Origin of the sequence: Flavobacterium lindanitolerans (assembly GCF_002846575.1) — a bacterium.
GTDB lineage: Bacteria > Bacteroidota > Bacteroidia > Flavobacteriales > Flavobacteriaceae > Flavobacterium > Flavobacterium lindanitolerans.
On sequence record NZ_PJND01000007.1, the window covers coordinates 1,411,579 to 1,427,988 of the forward strand.

The 16,410-nt window shown below is 38.4% G+C and carries 19 protein-coding genes; 8 read left to right on the plus strand and 11 right to left on the minus strand.

Annotated features, from left to right (window positions below; all coding sequences use genetic code 11):
• Window positions 1-4: 4 nt before the first annotated feature.
• From B0G92_RS06160 to B0G92_RS06180, 5 genes are all read right to left on the minus strand, one after another.
• Entirely contained in the window at window positions 5-418 is a 414-nt protein-coding gene (locus tag B0G92_RS06160; protein WP_101471447.1) for a DUF1801 domain-containing protein, read from the minus strand.
• Window positions 419-436: 18 nt separating this feature from the next.
• Complete coding sequence (locus B0G92_RS06165) at window positions 437-904, minus strand: OsmC family protein (protein WP_101471448.1); 468 nt, start codon at window positions 902-904, stop codon at window positions 437-439.
• 56 nt (window positions 905-960) lie between these two features.
• Window positions 961-1,638, minus strand: coding sequence for a C1q-like domain-containing protein (locus B0G92_RS06170; protein WP_121366397.1), 678 nt, complete (start codon window positions 1,636-1,638; stop codon window positions 961-963).
• 164 nt (window positions 1,639-1,802) lie between these two features.
• Entirely contained in the window at window positions 1,803-3,251 is a 1,449-nt protein-coding gene (locus tag B0G92_RS06175) for a glyceraldehyde-3-phosphate dehydrogenase (RefSeq protein ID WP_056069371.1), read from the minus strand.
• Window positions 3,252-3,437: 186 nt separating this feature from the next.
• Window positions 3,438-4,850 (minus strand): S1C family serine protease, encoded by a 1,413-nt coding sequence (locus B0G92_RS06180; RefSeq protein WP_101471450.1) that lies wholly within the window; start codon window positions 4,848-4,850, stop codon window positions 3,438-3,440.
• A 181-nt stretch (window positions 4,851-5,031) separates the two neighbouring features.
• Here B0G92_RS06180 and dapF point away from each other — a divergent pair, with 181 nt between their 5' ends.
• From dapF to B0G92_RS06205, 5 genes are all read left to right on the plus strand, one after another.
• Window positions 5,032-5,814, plus strand: coding sequence for a diaminopimelate epimerase (dapF, locus tag B0G92_RS06185; RefSeq protein ID WP_101471451.1), 783 nt, complete (start codon window positions 5,032-5,034; stop codon window positions 5,812-5,814).
• Between the two features lie 12 nt (window positions 5,815-5,826).
• Window positions 5,827-6,360, plus strand: coding sequence for a GNAT family N-acetyltransferase (locus tag B0G92_RS06190; RefSeq protein WP_056069380.1), 534 nt, complete (start codon window positions 5,827-5,829; stop codon window positions 6,358-6,360).
• A gap of 14 nt (window positions 6,361-6,374) precedes the next feature.
• Window positions 6,375-7,415, plus strand: coding sequence for an endolytic transglycosylase MltG (gene mltG / locus B0G92_RS06195; protein ID WP_056069383.1), 1,041 nt, complete (start codon window positions 6,375-6,377; stop codon window positions 7,413-7,415).
• Between the two features lie 35 nt (window positions 7,416-7,450).
• A complete protein-coding gene (locus tag B0G92_RS06200; RefSeq protein ID WP_056069386.1) occupies window positions 7,451-8,332 on the plus strand; it encodes a DUF2279 domain-containing protein in 882 nt (293 codons plus the stop codon).
• Window positions 8,333-8,429: 97 nt separating this feature from the next.
• Window positions 8,430-9,071: a hypothetical protein gene (locus B0G92_RS06205; protein WP_056069389.1), complete on the plus strand. Its 642-nt coding sequence runs from the start codon at window positions 8,430-8,432 to the stop codon at window positions 9,069-9,071.
• Window positions 9,072-9,131: 60 nt separating this feature from the next.
• On the opposite strand, the gene B0G92_RS06210 is transcribed toward B0G92_RS06205, so the two are convergent.
• The 3 genes from B0G92_RS06210 to dnaA are packed head-to-tail and all read right to left on the minus strand — an operon-like array spanning window position 9,132 to window position 11,794.
• Complete coding sequence (locus B0G92_RS06210; RefSeq protein WP_101471452.1) at window positions 9,132-9,848, minus strand: SAM-dependent methyltransferase; 717 nt, start codon at window positions 9,846-9,848, stop codon at window positions 9,132-9,134.
• Window positions 9,845-10,312, minus strand: coding sequence for a low molecular weight protein-tyrosine-phosphatase (locus B0G92_RS06215; protein WP_101471453.1), 468 nt, complete (start codon window positions 10,310-10,312; stop codon window positions 9,845-9,847). Before B0G92_RS06215 ends, B0G92_RS06210 begins: the two co-directional genes overlap by 4 nt.
• A gap of 54 nt (window positions 10,313-10,366) precedes the next feature.
• Entirely contained in the window at window positions 10,367-11,794 is a 1,428-nt protein-coding gene (gene dnaA / locus B0G92_RS06220; RefSeq protein WP_056069399.1) for a chromosomal replication initiator protein DnaA, read from the minus strand.
• A 202-nt stretch (window positions 11,795-11,996) separates the two neighbouring features.
• Between dnaA and B0G92_RS06225 the strand changes: the two genes are divergently transcribed.
• Window positions 11,997-12,407, plus strand: a complete 411-nt coding sequence (locus tag B0G92_RS06225; protein ID WP_056069402.1) for an acyl-CoA thioesterase — start codon at window positions 11,997-11,999, stop codon at window positions 12,405-12,407.
• Between the two features lie 14 nt (window positions 12,408-12,421).
• Here the strand turns inward: B0G92_RS06225 and B0G92_RS06230 are convergent, their stop codons facing one another.
• The 3 genes from B0G92_RS06230 to ribD are packed head-to-tail and all read right to left on the minus strand — an operon-like array spanning window position 12,422 to window position 14,681.
• On the minus strand, window positions 12,422-13,033 hold the full coding sequence (locus B0G92_RS06230) for an IMPACT family protein (protein WP_101471454.1): 612 nt from the start codon (window positions 13,031-13,033) through the stop codon (window positions 12,422-12,424).
• A 3-nt stretch (window positions 13,034-13,036) separates the two neighbouring features.
• Window positions 13,037-13,645, minus strand: a complete 609-nt coding sequence (locus B0G92_RS06235) for an HAD family hydrolase (RefSeq protein WP_101471455.1) — start codon at window positions 13,643-13,645, stop codon at window positions 13,037-13,039.
• Entirely contained in the window at window positions 13,638-14,681 is a 1,044-nt protein-coding gene (gene ribD / locus B0G92_RS06240; RefSeq protein WP_101471456.1) for a bifunctional diaminohydroxyphosphoribosylaminopyrimidine deaminase/5-amino-6-(5-phosphoribosylamino)uracil reductase RibD, read from the minus strand. The genes B0G92_RS06235 and ribD overlap by 8 nt, the downstream gene beginning before the upstream one ends.
• 50 nt (window positions 14,682-14,731) lie before the next feature.
• On the opposite strand from ribD, the gene B0G92_RS06245 reads away from it, so the two are divergent.
• The gene (locus B0G92_RS06245; protein ID WP_101471457.1) at window positions 14,732-15,541 is read left to right on the plus strand and encodes a hypothetical protein; all 810 of its coding nucleotides are present in this window, start codon (window positions 14,732-14,734) and stop codon (window positions 15,539-15,541) included.
• Window positions 15,542-15,562: 21 nt separating this feature from the next.
• Window positions 15,563-16,408 (plus strand): peptide chain release factor N(5)-glutamine methyltransferase, encoded by an 846-nt coding sequence (gene prmC / locus B0G92_RS06250; RefSeq protein WP_101471458.1) that lies wholly within the window; start codon window positions 15,563-15,565, stop codon window positions 16,406-16,408.
• The last annotated feature ends 2 nt before the right edge of the window (window positions 16,409-16,410 follow it).

The following is a 16,410-nucleotide window of genomic DNA, read 5'->3' on the forward strand; positions in this document are numbered from 1 at the left end:
TTTTTTATTTTTCTATCTGGTCCATCCAGTTCCTGATTGCATTCTCTAGATCCTTTTGCCTGCTTTTTGCTTCCTCCAAATTTTTTATTGTGGCTATTTTTCTGCCATCAGAATAATTGCCTTCCAACAGCCCGGAAGTGTCAGTTATTTTGATTCCGGTTGGAAAAACAAGTAAAATTGGCTTGCCGGGGCGAATATTCATAACCAGGATATCCCTTTTGTATTCTTTAGGATCAAAAGGTTTCATTTCACCCGAATAATAAAAACTGGGAGAATTCCATTTGATATGTTCGCTTATCTCATTATTGATTGCAAGAATAATTTGTCTTAAAAATGTTATGGTTTCTGCAAGTGAAGGATCGAGCTTTTGAATATATTCTGAGACCTGTTCTTCGTTAGAAAGTTTTGACTTTGCCATATTTTTTGATTGGCTTGTTTATATTTTGCTCTGAGGAATATGTTTTACCGGAAAATTGACCGAATTGGCAATAAAACAAAGCTTGTTGGCCATTTTGTGTAATTCATTTGCTTTTTCCAACATGGAAGAGTCGCTAACTGTTACTATTGGATTTAAAGTGACTTCCGTAAAATGTCCTGAACCATCAGTGTTCACGGTCATTTTTCCGGTGGCATTATCTTCATAATCGGTTACGACTATTCCTGCATTGACGCATACATGCAGATATGACATCATATGGCAGGCAGAAAGTGAAGCCAGCAAAAGATCTTCGGGGTTATGAACGGTTTTATCGCCATGAAAAACAGGGTCAGACGAACCTTTTATCTCGACTTTGTTGTCAATAAGAATTACATGGCTTCTTTCGTAAGCCCTGTAACCGGATGTTCCTGTGCCATTGTTTCCGGTCCAGCGGACAGTCAGTTTGTAGTTGTGTTCTGGGTGCATTTGTGAAGTTTAAAAATCATTGTCTCACAAATTTAACCATTTTTAATATAGCTTATTTATCTTACCTGATGAATAGTAAAATAGGATTCTTCGCCGCCAGATAATATTCCCACGGTAAGAACTCCTCCGCTAAAACCTCTGAAAGTTACTGTATCGCCCGTATTTAACTGCATTAAGGTCTGTATGGATCGGTTAGGCGGATTGATGTTTATTCCCAGCAGCTGCACATTCATATAGCTTTCCCTTACATTGACGACGCCGTTTTTAAATATAGCCAGGCCAAAATCTCCGGCAGCTACAAGACCCGGACTGGCTTTGATAGCAGCATATACGGAATAGATTCCGGGTTGCTTTGCAGTAAAGGTATTGGTTGTAGTGTTGTATTCGTTATTGGTATCAAATTCTATTGTATTGAAAGGTATCGTAGTGTATGCATTTGCTAAAATACTTATATTGATTAGTGCCGGGCTGCCCGATGCAAATCCACCTTTGATAAAAGTCTTAAGGTGACTTTCAATAACACTTTTCGACGATATTCTTTGTGCATTGCCCATAGCATCTACTACAAGTATTGAGTCTTTTGCAGCCGTAGCACGCGTATTGCTGGTAGTGCTTCGTAATCTGAAATTACCGTTGACGTCTAACATAGCAGTTGGGTCGGTTGTGCCTATCCCTACCTGCGAAAATCCAAGTACTGGCAATAGCATCATTAGATGGAGTAGTATTGATTTCATAATATTTTAGATTTGGGTACTATCAAAGTTATAAAACAATACGTTAAATCGCAAAATGAGAATGTTAATATTTAATAAGTTTCATTTCGTGAATTATGTAAATAAAAAAAATCCGCCTTATTGCTATGACGGATTTTTTACCAAAATTAAAATTCAAAAAACTACTAATAGTAAGAATACCTTCTTACTTTAGAGATGTATTTCGCTAAGCGAATTACCTGGTGGCTATAGCCATATTCGTTATCGTACCAGATGTAGAGAACGATATTTTTTCCATCGGCAGAAACTATGGTCGCGTTACTGTCATAAATTGATGGAGCAGAAGTTCCTACAATGTCAGAAGAAACAAGTTCGTTATTAAGCGAATATTTAATCTGCTCAACAAGTTCTCCTTCCAAAGCATAATGCTTCATAATATTGTTGATTTCTTCAACAGATGTTTCTTTGTTTACTTCAAGATTCAACACTACAAGCGAACCGTTTGGAACAGGAACGCGGATAGCATTGGAAGTCAGTTTTCCGGCAAGGCTAGGCAATGCTTTTGCAACTGCACTTCCGGCGCCTGTTTCAGTAATAACCATGTTTAAGGCAGCGGCTCTGCCACGACGGTATTTTTTATGCATGTTGTCAACCAGATTCTGGTCGTTTGTATAGGCATGGATAGTTTCCAAATGTCCTTTTACAACGCCTAAAGTATCTTCAACTGCCTTTAAGATTGGAGTAATAGCATTTGTAGTACAGGATGCGGCAGAGAAGATGTTTACTTCGTCCGGATTGTATTCGTTGTGGTTAACACCATGAACAATGTTTGGAACGCCTTTTCCTGGAGCCGTAAGTAAAACTTTATCAACACCGTTTGATTTCAGGTGTCTGGCCAAAGCTTCCTGTGTTGTGAAAGCACCTGTATTGTCTATTACCAGGGCATCAGAAATTCCATAAGTTGTATAATCGATTTCTTCCGGGCTTCCTGCCGTAATAACGTGAACAGTAGTTCCGTTAATAATCAGGGAATTGTTTTCCGGGTCTGCAGCAACAGAACCCTGGAAGTCACCATGAATAGAGTCATATCTCAAAAGAGAAGCTCTTTTCTCTAAGCTTGTAGCATCATTTTTTTCACGAACCACAATCGCTCTCAATCGCAACTGTGTTCCTTTCCCTGTCTTAGACATCAATTCACGTGCGAGTAGTCTTCCAATACGCCCAAAACCGTATAATACAACATCTTTCGGCTTGTTGTTTGGAAAATCTTTTGCGTTTTTCAATTTGTCAATAACAAAAGCCTTCGCATCATTGTATTTGTTGTCCTCCAGATGGTATTCGTAAGTTAGTTTACCAATATCCAATTTCGCAGGAGGAAGGTCTAAAGATAAGATGGCACGTGCTATTTCAACAGAGTCAAAAACATTAATAGGTTTTCCGACAAATTCTCCGGCATATTCGTGAAGATTAATAATGTCGCTTACATTCGTGTTGATTAGCTGATTTTTGAAAAGAACCAATTCAATAGACTTGTCATACCATAAATCACTAATGATTTTAATGAATTCTACGCCAGCTCTTCTTCTGTCTGCCTGAAAAGAAAGCTCTTTTTCGTATAATGCGGTCTTTGTCATAATGTAAAAAAATGTAGTTTAGTGTGTTGTGCATATTTTGATGGCGCAAAAGTATAGATTTCAAACGTTTTCGTAAAGCATTTTATTAAAAAAATTTACATAAAAAAAGCCAGTTGTGATAACTGGCTTTCTGTGGCAAATATTTTAAGGCATACTTGCATGTTCGGGATAATAAATTGTCAAAATTTAATTTACTTCAACAAAAAATTTCACCAGTACGCCCTGCTTGTTAATCATGGTCAGTTCGACCACTGATTCGTTTGAGAGTTTTTCGTTGAGAATATTTGCGACTGTTTCGGTATCGACAGCCTTGGCATCGTTAATACCTATAAGAATGTTTCCTTTCAAAGCATTATAGTAACGCATGAAATGTTTATTAGTAATGTCTTTTACCTTTACTCCATAGTCAATGTTGAATCGTTTTTTATCGGAAGCGTCAAGGTTTTCAAAAATAATTCCATTGAGTTCTGCATTGACAAATTCGTTTTTGGTTATGGTTACCGGCACCTGCATTGCTTTTCCGTTTCTGATAAATGTTGCCTTTACCACATCATTTGGACGTTTGGTGTTTACGTAGCTGGACAGGTCAACATAACTTGAAATATTGGTGTTGTCTAATTTAATCAGGATATCGCCTTCCTGTATTCCTGCCTTGGCAGCACCGGAATTTTTAACCACTTTCTTTACATAGTAACCTTGAGAGGTAGAAAGTCCCATATCTTTTGTGATAGTGCTGTTCAATTCATAACCTTCCACACCAAAAACACCACGCTGCACATTTCCGTATTCCATAATATCTTCGATGATTTTTCGGGTAATATTGGAAGGAACGGCAAACGAATATCCTACATAAGAACCGGTCATTGAAGAAATCATAGTATTGATTCCAATCAGTTCACCTCTTGTGTTGACTAAGGCTCCTCCGCTGTTTCCAGGGTTTACAGCCGCGTCAGTCTGGATAAAAGACTGAATGCCTCTTTGGTCCAGATTTCTGGCTTTTGCAGAAATAATACCTGCCGTAACTGTTGAGGTCAGATTGTATGGGTTTCCTACTGCAAGTACCCATTCACCCACTTTCACATTGTCTGAATCTCCAAAAATGGCATAGGGAAGTTTTTTACCGGTATCGATTTTAAGTAGGGCAATGTCCATTTTGGAATCGGTTCCTACCAATTTTGCTTTATAGGTTTCTTTGTTGTTCAGGGTCACTTCCAATTCAGATGCATCCTGTATTACGTGGTTATTGGTAACAATATAGCCGTCTTCAGAAATGATAACCCCGGAACCGGTTCCTACCTGTGCCTGTTGCTGGCCTCCTTTATAGCCGTAAAAATATTCCAGCATCGGATTGCTGATGGTTCTGTAAGAAAGATTTTTAACGTGGACTACAGTATGTACTGCATTATCCGCTGCCGCGGTGAAATCAACTGCTTCTGCGCCCAATCCTACATTTTTCGTATAGTTAACGGGGGCAGTTGTCACAACTGATTTTTGATTGACAGAAAATAAGCCGTCGTTTTCAATAAACAGCTTGTAAGCGCCCAAAGTGGTTGCGCCACTTAATAGGGACACTAAGAATAAACCGGAAAATCGTTTCATAGTATTTGTAATTAAGTTATTTAATCGTAAATATATATTGAAAATTGTGCCATGATTTTAAGTTTAACTCCCGATTAACAATGATTAACTTTTCATTAAATATTCCTATTTTTGTTCTGATTAATTTTCTACCCTGACAGGGTGTTTCAACACCTTGCCAGGGTTAATAAACGAACAAAAAATGCAACTCAACTTCTATAAATATCAAGGAACCGGAAACGATTTCATCATGATTGATAATCGTCAGGGATTATTTTCCAAAAACAATACCAAATTGGTGGAAAGTCTGTGTGACAGGCGTTTCGGGATTGGTGCTGATGGATTGATTTTGCTTGAAAATGACAATTCGACAGATTTCAGAATGGTCTATTATAATTCAGATGGCAATGAGAGTTCTATGTGCGGAAACGGCGGGCGTTGTCTTGTTGCTTTCGCAAAGCGACTTGGTGTTATTGGCGATGAAACTACGTTTGTAGCCACAGACGGATTGCACCATGCTACTGTCTTTGAAGATGGAACAGTTTCGTTACGGATGAAAGATGTAGATGAGGTGAAAATAGAAGAAGGTTATGTATTTCTAAATACGGGTTCACCGCATCATGTGGAACTGGTAGAAGATTTAAAACATTTTGACGTTAAAGGGAAGGGTGCTGCAATTCGGTATGGAGCATTATACGGACAGGCGGGAAGCAACGTTAATTTTGTAAATCAGGAATCAGCTGACACTTTTTCAGTACGCACTTATGAAAGAGGAGTAGAAGATGAGACGCTTTCCTGCGGAACCGGTGCAACTGCTGTAGCCATTGCGATGCATGCTTTGGGCAAAACAAATTCAGATAAAATCCAGCTAAATGTTGAAGGTGGTAAACTGGAAGTTTCCTTTGTTCCAGAAGGCGGAAAATATACAGACGTTTTCTTAAAAGGGCCTGCCACTTTTGTCTTTGGCGGAAATATTACAATTTAATAAAAACTCCTGATGATAACGCTGCAAGGAAAAACCATCTATCTGAGAGCTCTCGAACCCGAAGACCTTGAATTTGTTTTTGCCGTTGAGAACGATGAATCGATATGGGAATTCAGCAATACGCAGACTCCTTATAGCCGGTTTCTTATCCGTCAGTATCTCGAAAATGCCCATCAGGATATTTATGAAGCCAAACAACTGCGTTTGGCTATTTGCAAAAATGATACATTCGAGGCTGTCGGACTGATAGACCTTTTTGAATACGACCCAAGGAACAATCGTGCCGGAATAGGGGTTGTAATCAAAAACGAAGGGAATCGGAATCAGGGTATAGGCTCGCAGGCATTGGAACTGCTTATCCAATATTCTTTCCGCCAGTTAAATTTAAAACAGCTTTTCGCAAATATCAATCCGGAGAATGAAGCAAGTATAGCTCTTTTTACTAATTTTGGCTTTGAAAAAATCGGAATAAAAAAACAATGGAATCTCATCGATGGCGTTTATAAAGACGAAGCGATGTTTCAGCTAATCAATCAACAATCTTAAAAAAAAAGTATTACGTGAAAATTAAAAAAATCGTTGCCATATTTTCAGTGCTTTTAGTGCTGGCATTATCTGTCTATGGTTATATGTTGTACAGAAAAATCTTTTCTGCCAATACCAATTTCTCAGAAAAAGAGGTGTATGTCTATATTCCGACAGATGCAAATTATGAAACTGCAGAAAAAATTGTAGCACCCTATGTTGAAAATCTGGATAACTTCAGGATGGTTGCAGAAAAGAAATCATACATTACTAATGTAAAACCGGGTAAATTTCTTTTGAAAAAAGGAATGAATAATAATGATATCATCAATTCGTTACGTATAAGCCTTCCGGTAAAACTGGCATTCAATAACCAGGAAAGACTGGAGGATTTTGCGGGAAGAATCGGTTCGCAGATTGAAGCGGACAGTACTTCTCTGATGAAAGCTTTTACAGACAAGGCATTTTTGGATGAAAACGGATTTACGGAAGAAAATGTACTGAGTATGTTTATCCCTAATTCGTATGAATTTTTCTGGAATACTTCTGCAGAGAAATTCCGTGACAGGATGGCAAAAGAATACCGTGCTTTCTGGAATGATGAAAGAAAGGCAAAAGCTGAAGCCCAAAATCTTACACCATTGGAAGTTTCTACTTTGGCATCAATCGTGCATAAGGAAACGGTAAAAACAGACGAAAGACCAAGGGTAGCGGGTGTTTACCTAAACCGATTAAAATCAGGAATAAAACTGGAAGCGGACCCTACGGTTATCTATGCCGTGAAAAAAGAAGCTAATGATTTTAACCGCGTCATAAAAAGAGTTCTGTACAAGGATCTTGAAACGGTATCGCCATACAATACCTACCGAAATTTTGGGTTGCCTCCAGGGCCTATTGCTATGCCTGACGTATCGGCAATTGATGCCGTATTGAATCCGGAAAAACACAATTACATCTATTTCTGTGCAAGCGTTACTAATTTTGGTTATCATGAATTTGCAGTAACACCTGCTCAGCATGAGGTAAACCGTCAGAAATATGTAGCCTGGGTGAACAAACAAGGAATCAAAAGATAGTTTTGAAATATCATAGCGCATTATATTTTTTATTCTTGCTGCTATTTACAGATGGCCTGGCGCAAAATCAATTTCAGGATTTTCTCAGGCCATCTGATAGTTTAAATATACCGCGAAGAAATGCCGTTGTTATTTCGGAAGGTGTAGCCATAACAGGAGCCTTAGTCGGATTGAGCCAATTATGGTACAATGATTATGACAAATCCGGCTTTCATTTCAAAAATGACAATGCTTCCTGGCTTCAGATGGACAAGGCCGGGCATGTTTATTCTTCTTATCATATTGGCCGTTTTGGAGCAGAACTTCTCAACTGGAGTGGTGTTTCAAAAAAGGACCAGCTAATTTACGGGGCCACCACAGGTTTTGTTTTCCTGACCGCCGTGGAAGTCCTTGACGGCTATTCTTCTGAATGGGGATTTTCGTGGGGTGATGCTGCAGCTAATGCTTCGGGAACTTTATTATATGTATCACAGGAACTGCTTTGGAACGAACAGCGAATTGTTCCTAAGTTTTCTTTTCACAGAACTCCTTATGCCAAGGCAAGACCGGAAGTGTTGGGCGCTTCTTTTTCTGAAGAAATTCTAAAAGATTATAACGGCCAGACCTACTGGCTTTCAGCCAATATCCATTCTTTTTTTAAGGAATCAAAAATCCCAAAATGGCTCAATGTGGCTGTTGGCTATGGAGGCGAAGGAATGATTACGGCAAATGACGAATTGGTAAATACGATTTTCCTGCCCGAAAAGGAAAGAACGCGCCAATTTTATCTTAGTCTTGACGTTGATTTGACAAAAATTAATACCAATTCACATTTTTTAAAGACGCTTTTCTCTGTTTTTAATTCTGTAAAAATTCCTGCACCAACTATAGAATTCAGGGAGTTAGGCGGTATAAAGTGGCACTTCATCTATTTTTAGAAAACATTAACAGGCTGATTTTCAGATTAATATTATTTGTTGTATATTTGCCGCGTAGAAATTTCAAGATGGTGACAGCGCTTGAGAAATCAAATTTATGTTAAGAAAGTATTATTTTTTTGGCGGACTGATACTGTCCGTTGCGTTCATTACATTAGGGTTTACCTCTAAAGAATCTGAAAAAGACTCTTGGTTTTATGTAGGAGATGATGAAGAAATCATTAGCACCGTTCCTACACTGGATGAAAGCCAATATGTCAACTTGGAACTCCCTTACACCGGGAAATCGTACACCGGCTTTAAACAAGCCATAGCTATCCGAGAATCTCAAGGCCAATACAAATTAGTGAATCCTTTTGGATACATGGGCAAATACCAGTTTGGTATGTCGGCTCTGCGTTCTATCGGAATCAAAAGCCGAAGCGAATTCTTAAATAATCCGAGACTTCAGGAAAAAGCTTTCAAGGCGCTATTGTCCATCAACAAGGCACAATTGTCTGCTGAAATTGAAAAATTTGAAGGAAAGATTATCAACGGTGTGAAAATTACCGAATCCGGAATTCTGGCAGCGGCACATTTAGGTGGAGCCGGTTCTGTAAAGAATTATCTGCACAGCAATGGCAAACGCAAATTTAAAGATGGTTTTGGTACCTCAATGAAGAGTTATTTTAAGCTGTTTGGCGGCTATGACACTTCGCATATCATTCCTAATATGAATGCAAAGGTGAAGCTGAATTAAAAGCTTACAGAAAATAAAAAAGGAAGATGAAAGTCTTCCTTTTTTTATGCTAATAATTTTCTAATTGATTTTGTGGATGATAAAAATGCAAGGTCTGTTATGCAGGTCTGTTTTTGTCTTTTTCCAGTCGGCCACTCTCAGAGTCTTGATGTACTCTGTAGGTAACGTAATATCGCACGCAATGCATAATAAAGTGTTGCTTTGCAATGTCTGGAGCAGGTCTTCCAGAAGTTTGTTATTTCTGTAAGGTGTTTCTATAAAAAGCTGTGACTGGTTTTTATCGTAGGACAGTTTTTCCAGGCTTTTTAAAGCCGATTTTTTTTCCGATTTGTCAATAGGGAGATAGCCGTTAAAGGCAAAGCTCTGTCCGTTCATTCCCGAACCCATAAGAGCCAATAGGATGGAGGAAGGGCCTACTAACGGCACAACCTGAATTCCTCTTTCATGTGCAATCTTGACGATTACAGCACCCGGGTCTGCAACTCCGGGGCATCCGGCTTCAGACATTAATCCTACATTAATTCCCTGTAGGCAGGGTTTAATCATCTGTTCGTATTCGCGACTGTCAGTATGTTTGTTAAGCAGGCTTATTTTTAAATCCGGCTGTTTTTTTTCAGGGTGTATAGCCTTTATGGATTTTCGGGCTGTTTTTTCGTTTTCGACAATATAGTAGTCAATGAAATCAATGGCTCTTTTCACGGTTTGCGGCAATACGTCCATCGGGTCGCTTTCGCCAAGCGTGGTCGGAATCAGGTATAGTTTTCCTAAGACTTTCATTGGTGTTTTGCTTTGAGTTTATCGGCTATGATTTCACAAACTTCGTCCAACATTCCATAAACATTTGAAAATCCGTCTTCCAATCCAAAATAAGGATCCGGAACATCTACATTTTCACCCGGGAAAAGTTCGTTAAGAATCAGGCTGACTTTTGATTTTGCTTCTGCATTCGGAGCCAAACGCATCACATCCTTATAATTGGAATTGTCCATTACAAAAATATAATCGTTGGTCTCAAAATCTGTGGCGGTAAACAGTCTTCCTCTTTGTCTTGAAATATCGAGTCCGTTTGATTTGGCTACGGCTATTGATCGGGAATCGGGTTGCCTGCCTATATGCCAGTCACCGGTACCTGCAGAATCTACAACAAATCTGTCGCGCGGAAGTTTGGACTGCAGGATTCCTTCTGCCAATGGTGAACGGCAGATGTTTCCGAGACAGACCATCAATATTTTTACGGGCATAATTTTAAAAGATGTTAGTTATCAGAATTCAGGCTTCGGGAAGTTTCCGGATTCTTATAAAGATAATTTCTTGTTGATATCGTCTACAAATTTTTTGAACTGCTTGTCTGTTGAAACCAGGTTGTCAACAGTTTTGCACGCGTGAAGCACGGTTGCATGGTCACGGTCTCCAATTTGTGAGCCAATATTGGCCAAAGAAGCTTTGGTGTATTTTTTAGCAAAGAACATGGCCAGCTGTCTTGCCTGTACCACATGTCGCTTTCTTGTTTTTGACTGAAGCATATCCAAATCTAGCTGGAAATAATCCGACACGACTTTTTGGATATAGTCGATTGAGATTTCGCGTTTTACGTTTTTCACGAATTTTTCTACAATCTGCTTGGCAAGATCCAGGGTTACTTCTTTTTTGTTGAAAGAAGATTGTGCAATCAATGAAATGATAGCTCCTTCGAGTTCGCGTACGTTTGTCTTGATGTTTCGGGCAACATATTCTATGATTTCTTCCGGAACTTCAACTCCATCACGATAAAGGATGTTCTTTAAGATGGAAATTCTTGTTTCGTAATCTGGCTGATGCAATTCTGCAGAAAGTCCCCACTTAAAACGGGAAAGCAATCTTTGCTCAATATCCTGCATGTCAACAGGAGCCTTGTCAGAAGTAAGGATTACCTGTTTTCCGTTTTGGTGCAGGTAATTGAATATATGGAAAAATACATCCTGTGTTCCTGTTTTTCCGGATAAGAACTGTACGTCGTCAATAATAAGGACATCTATTAATTGGTAAAAATGGATGAAATCGTTACGCGTATTTTTCTTTACGGAATCAATATACTGCTGCGTGAATATTTCGGCAGAAATATAAAGTACGGTTTTTTCAGGGTATTTGTCTTTTATTTCGACACCTATTGCGTGTGCCAGGTGGGTTTTACCCAAACCAACACCGCCAAAAATCAACAAAGGATTAAAGGAAGTACCGCCTGGTTTATTGGCAACGGCCATACCTGCTGAACGGGCCAATCGGTTGGAATCACCTTCCAGAAAGTTGTCAAAACTATAATTGGCATTCAGTTGGGATTCGATTTTGACGTTCCTGATTCCCGGAATAACAAAAGGATTCTTCAGTTCAGGATTTTTATTTTGTAACGGAACATCAACATCCTGTGCTTTTACAGGTTGGCGGTGCGCACTAGGCAATTGTTCCGTAAACGGTTGTTTATTGCCATAAGTGTTTTCCATTTTAATTTTATAGAGTAACTTTGCGTTTTTTCCAAGTTCTTTTGTCAACGCAACTTTTAATAATTTAACATAGTGTTCCTCCAACCATTCATAGAAGAATTTACTAGGAACCTGGATGTATAAAGCATTGTCTGTTAGCTCAACCGATTTAATAGGTTCAAACCAAGTTTTGTATGCCTGATCTTGAATGTTGTCCTTTATAAAAGAGAGACAGTTTTCCCATACCGATTGCGCAGTTTTGTTCATATTATCCTGATAAATTATTATGTTTTTAAAGTTATTCCTACAAAAGAAAAAGAGCCTCTTTCGTAACTTCTTTGGGAGAACAAATATGTGACAAAAATCTGTAAAAAAAAATTAATTACATGTTGATTTTGTAAAAATATTGTTGTAAGTACACAGTAAAAATACATTGACTTAACCTTAAATTTAAATTACAAAAAAAGGTATGCGGGAATATGAGTTTAAAGTAAGAGTTCGTTATGCTGAAACGGACCAAATGGGGGTTGTTTATCATGGAAATTATGCCCAATATTTCGAGATGGGGCGTGTGGAATGGCTCAGAAATCTAGGGGTTTCTTATAAATGGATGGAAGAAAACGGAATTATGCTTCCCGTAGTTTCACTTTCTATGAACTATAAAAAACCGGCTCGATATGACGACCTGATTCGTGTAAAAACTATCTTTAAAAGCCAGACGTCTGTCAAGATAGAATTCGACTACGAAATTTATAATGAAAAGAATGAGTTATTAACAATCGGTAATTCGGTGTTAGTATTTGTTGACATGAAAACCGGACGTCCAACGCTTCCTCCGGACTATATTGTTGAGAAGCTTTTAGCGCTTGAGGAAGAATAATATCAAATCGGTATTTATTCTTTCAATTTGATGCCGATTTCATATAAATTAGAAAAAATGTCGAATACCATTTCGGCATTTTTTTTTCGGGTTTTTATTTCAATCTCGCAGCTCATTTCCATTTTTTGTGAAACGATATCCAGATTTTTTTCCTTGATGACCCGCATTACCTTATTCATGTTTTTGTAGTCAAAAGAAATCAGGTAATGGATGTCAATTGTTTTTTCTACAATTTCTGAAGCTTCCAGCGCCATTTGTGCCGCAGCCCTGTAGGCAACAATCAATCCGCCAACGCCCAATTTGATTCCTCCAAAATAACGAACAACCACAACCAGTACGTTTGTGATTTCAAACGATTGAATTTGTCCATAAATGGGCATGCCGGCACTATTGCTGGGTTCGCCGTCATCGTTAGCCCTGAAATGTATTTTTTCTGTTCCAATCTGGAACGCATAACACCAATGTCTGGCAGAGTGATGCTGCTTGCGCAGGCTGTCCAGGATTTCTTTGGCTTCCTCTTCAGAGGAAATTGGGAATGCATAACCGAAAAATTTGCTGTTTTTTTCTTTGTATAAGACTTCTTCCGAAAGAAAATCAAGCGTTCTGTAAGTATCTTTTACTTCCAAGATTTATAATGAAATAATTTTTTTGTCGAACATATCTACAACATCTTCTTCGCCAACTTTTAAGTTCCATACCTGAAACCCGAGGCTTTCGGCAACATCTGTATTGTCTTTCCGGTCGTCAACAAATAAAGTGCGTTTGGGTGATAATTCGTGTTTGTTGATAATATAGTTAAAGGCTTCCGGTTCCGGTTTGCGCTGTCCGATTTCAAACGAAAAATAAACTTTCTCGAAGCATTGGTAAAAATCCCGGCTGAATGATTCGCCAACAATATGTTCAAATTGCTCCACATGGATGGAATCGGTATTGCTTAGCAAAAATAAACGGTAATTGTGCGAAAGCTTTTGGAGAAATTCCAATCGGTATAAGGGAAAATCCAAAAGCACTTTGTTCCAGGCATTTTTGATTTCTTCCAGCGAAGCATTAGGAATATGGCTTTGGATTCCTTTCAGGAAAGCTTCTTCTTTGATGTTTCCCTTTTCGAATTTATAGTTCAATTTGTCCAGTTCCTCTGTCCATTCTTTTAATCCCAATGATTTCAACGCCTTTTGCATGGCTTCGAAATCCAGATTGATAAAAATATCTCCAAAATCGAAAATTATTGTATTAATCATGGCTTTTGAAAATTAAAAGTTCGTCATTCAGGATGTTTTTCCTGTCTATCAATTCTCCTTTAAATTTTGGAGCCGCCGTTCCTGAAACCAATGAAATGGCTCCTTTAAAGACTCTGGCTTCATCCCAAAGTCCTGCATCTATAAAAGTTTGCAATGTCATTTTGCCGCCTTCGATAATCACGGACTGAATATCGTTCTTGTACAAAATTTTCAAAATAGAATCGGGGAGGCTACTATCAAAGATAGTATTTTCAAAAATAATATTTTCAGAATTTGTCGTTTTTTCCTGTTCGGTAATGATAACCGTTTTGGACGTATTGTCTTTGACGGCATAGTGATTTGGGATTTTTCCGGTTCTGTCCAATACAATTCGGATAGGGTTATTGCCTTTCCAATCGCGGGAATTTAACTTCGGATTATCGTCCAATACAGTTTGTGTTCCTGCTAAAATAGCTTGTTCTTCGGTTCGCCATTTATGGACTAATTGTCGGGAATAGGTATTGGTAATCCATACCGGTTTTTGTTCGTCCCGGGTGTCCGGACTTAAAAAACCGTCGGCGCTTTCAGCCCATTTTAAAATAATATAGGGCCTTTTCTTTTGGTGAAATGTAAAGAAACGCTTGTTCAGTTCGTTGCATTCCTTTTCCAAAATGCCAACCGTTATGTTCCTGCCGGCTTCTTTCAGTTTCCTGATTCCGTTTCCGGATACTTTTGCAAATGGGTCAATTGTTCCTATGACAATATTGGGGATCTTTTGCTGTATAATCAGGTCGCAACAAGGAGGCGTTTTTCCAAAATGGCTGCAGGGTTCCAGGCTGACGTAAATGGTTGCTTTTTCGAGCAGTGATTTGTCTTTTACAGAATTGACCGCATTGACTTCGGCATGGGGTTCTCCGGCTTTTTTGTGCCAGCCTTCGCCTATGATTTTATTGTCATATACGATAACGCTCCCTACCAAAGGATTCGGATAAGTTGTTCCAAGTCCGTTTTTGGCAAGCTCAATGCATCGTAATATGTATTTTTCGTGTATCTTCACGGAACAAAAATAAGCTAAAATTTTTAGGGCTTGAAATCCAGAATCTGAAAATGAAAAGAATACTATTCCCTTTTTTCGCCTTTTTTATATTGTTTTCCTGTAAGAAAGCAGAAGTGGTAGAACAGGAAAAAACCGTTGATACGGTTAATGTTCCGGTGGTAGAAAAAGAAACTCCGGGGGAGATGCCTGCTGATGAAGCTGATTTCAAAAACGATTTTGATATTTTAAGGGCTACAAGTTATCGCACCTGGGAGAATGAAAATCCGGCCACTTCCTTGACTAAAAATTGGGCGGATTTGTATGAGAAGAATGGCAGGTTTTATTTGGGGAAAGCTGATTTTAAGATAGAAAATGGCTATGACGAATGTGCAGGCGATTCTACCAGAATTATCAACTCTGCCACAAAAACGCTTCTTTTTATTGACTTGCCGGAATTAAAATCAGGGGAAATCAAATCATTGAAAATGGACAGGAATAAGATTTGGCCAAACGAAAAAATAACACTTACTTTTAATGGCACGGAATATGTTTTGAGAGGAGAAGGAGAGGTGCTGGCATCTGAAAAAGTGATTAATGATGACGGGAAAGAAGAGTTTTTCCAGAATGTGAAAAACTACAAATTGTATATTTCTACGAAAAATACTCCCGAAAAGCTACTTTTACAGGAGGCTTCGTTTAACGATACTTTTGTTGAATTACTTTTTGCGGGCGATATTGACCGCGATGGCAAATTGGATTTTATTTTTGGGGCCAATAGGGATTATGAAGAGGAAAGAGTAATTTTGTTCCTTTCTTCCAAAGCCGAACCAGGAAGCAATGTCAAAAAAGTTGCTGAAATTGCTATCCAGTTCGATTGCTAAATCTGCAAAAACCAATCAAAAATGTTAGCCAAAGATTACCGGAATCGTTTTATACAAAAGCTGGCACCTCTGTATGATGTGCTTGAAGCAGAAAGTTTTTTCTATATACTCCTAGAAGATTTTTACCAAATGAAACGTATTGACCTGGCGTTGCAACCTGATTTTGTTTTTACAGACCAGGAAATCAGCAGGTGGAATCTGGTTTTGGAAAAGCTCGAAAAAGAAATTCCGATACAATATATTTTGGGTAAGGCCCATTTCTACGGACTCGAATTTGAAGTCAATGAAAATACATTAATACCGAGGCCAGAAACCGAAGAATTGGTGGAATGGATTGTCAAAAAGAACGAATTCAAAGGAAAAATCAAAATTCTGGATATAGGAACAGGTAGTGGCTGTATAGCGATTTCACTGGCGAAAAATCTTCCCGATGCCGAAGTTTTTGCCATTGATGTTTCTGAAAAAGCTTTGGAAACGGCAAAAAAAAATGCCTTTACTAATGAAGTCAATGTTGTTTTTATGCAAAGGGATATACTAAAAACTGAAGATTTGGAACAGGATTTTGACCTTATTGTTTCCAATCCGCCTTATGTGAGAAACCTTGAAAAGGACGAAATCAAAAAGAATGTTTTGGAGTATGAACCCCATCTGGCTTTGTTTGTGGAAGATGATGATGCCTTGCTTTTTTACAGAAAGATTTCTGAACTGGCACAGAAAAACCTAAAAGAAAACGGAACGCTGTATTTTGAAATTAATCAATACCTGGGGACTGAAATGATTGATTTGTTAGAAGCGAAAAACTTTAACGAAATCGAATTAAGAAAAGATATTTATGGTAATGACAGGATGATTTTCGGAAAAAAATAGAC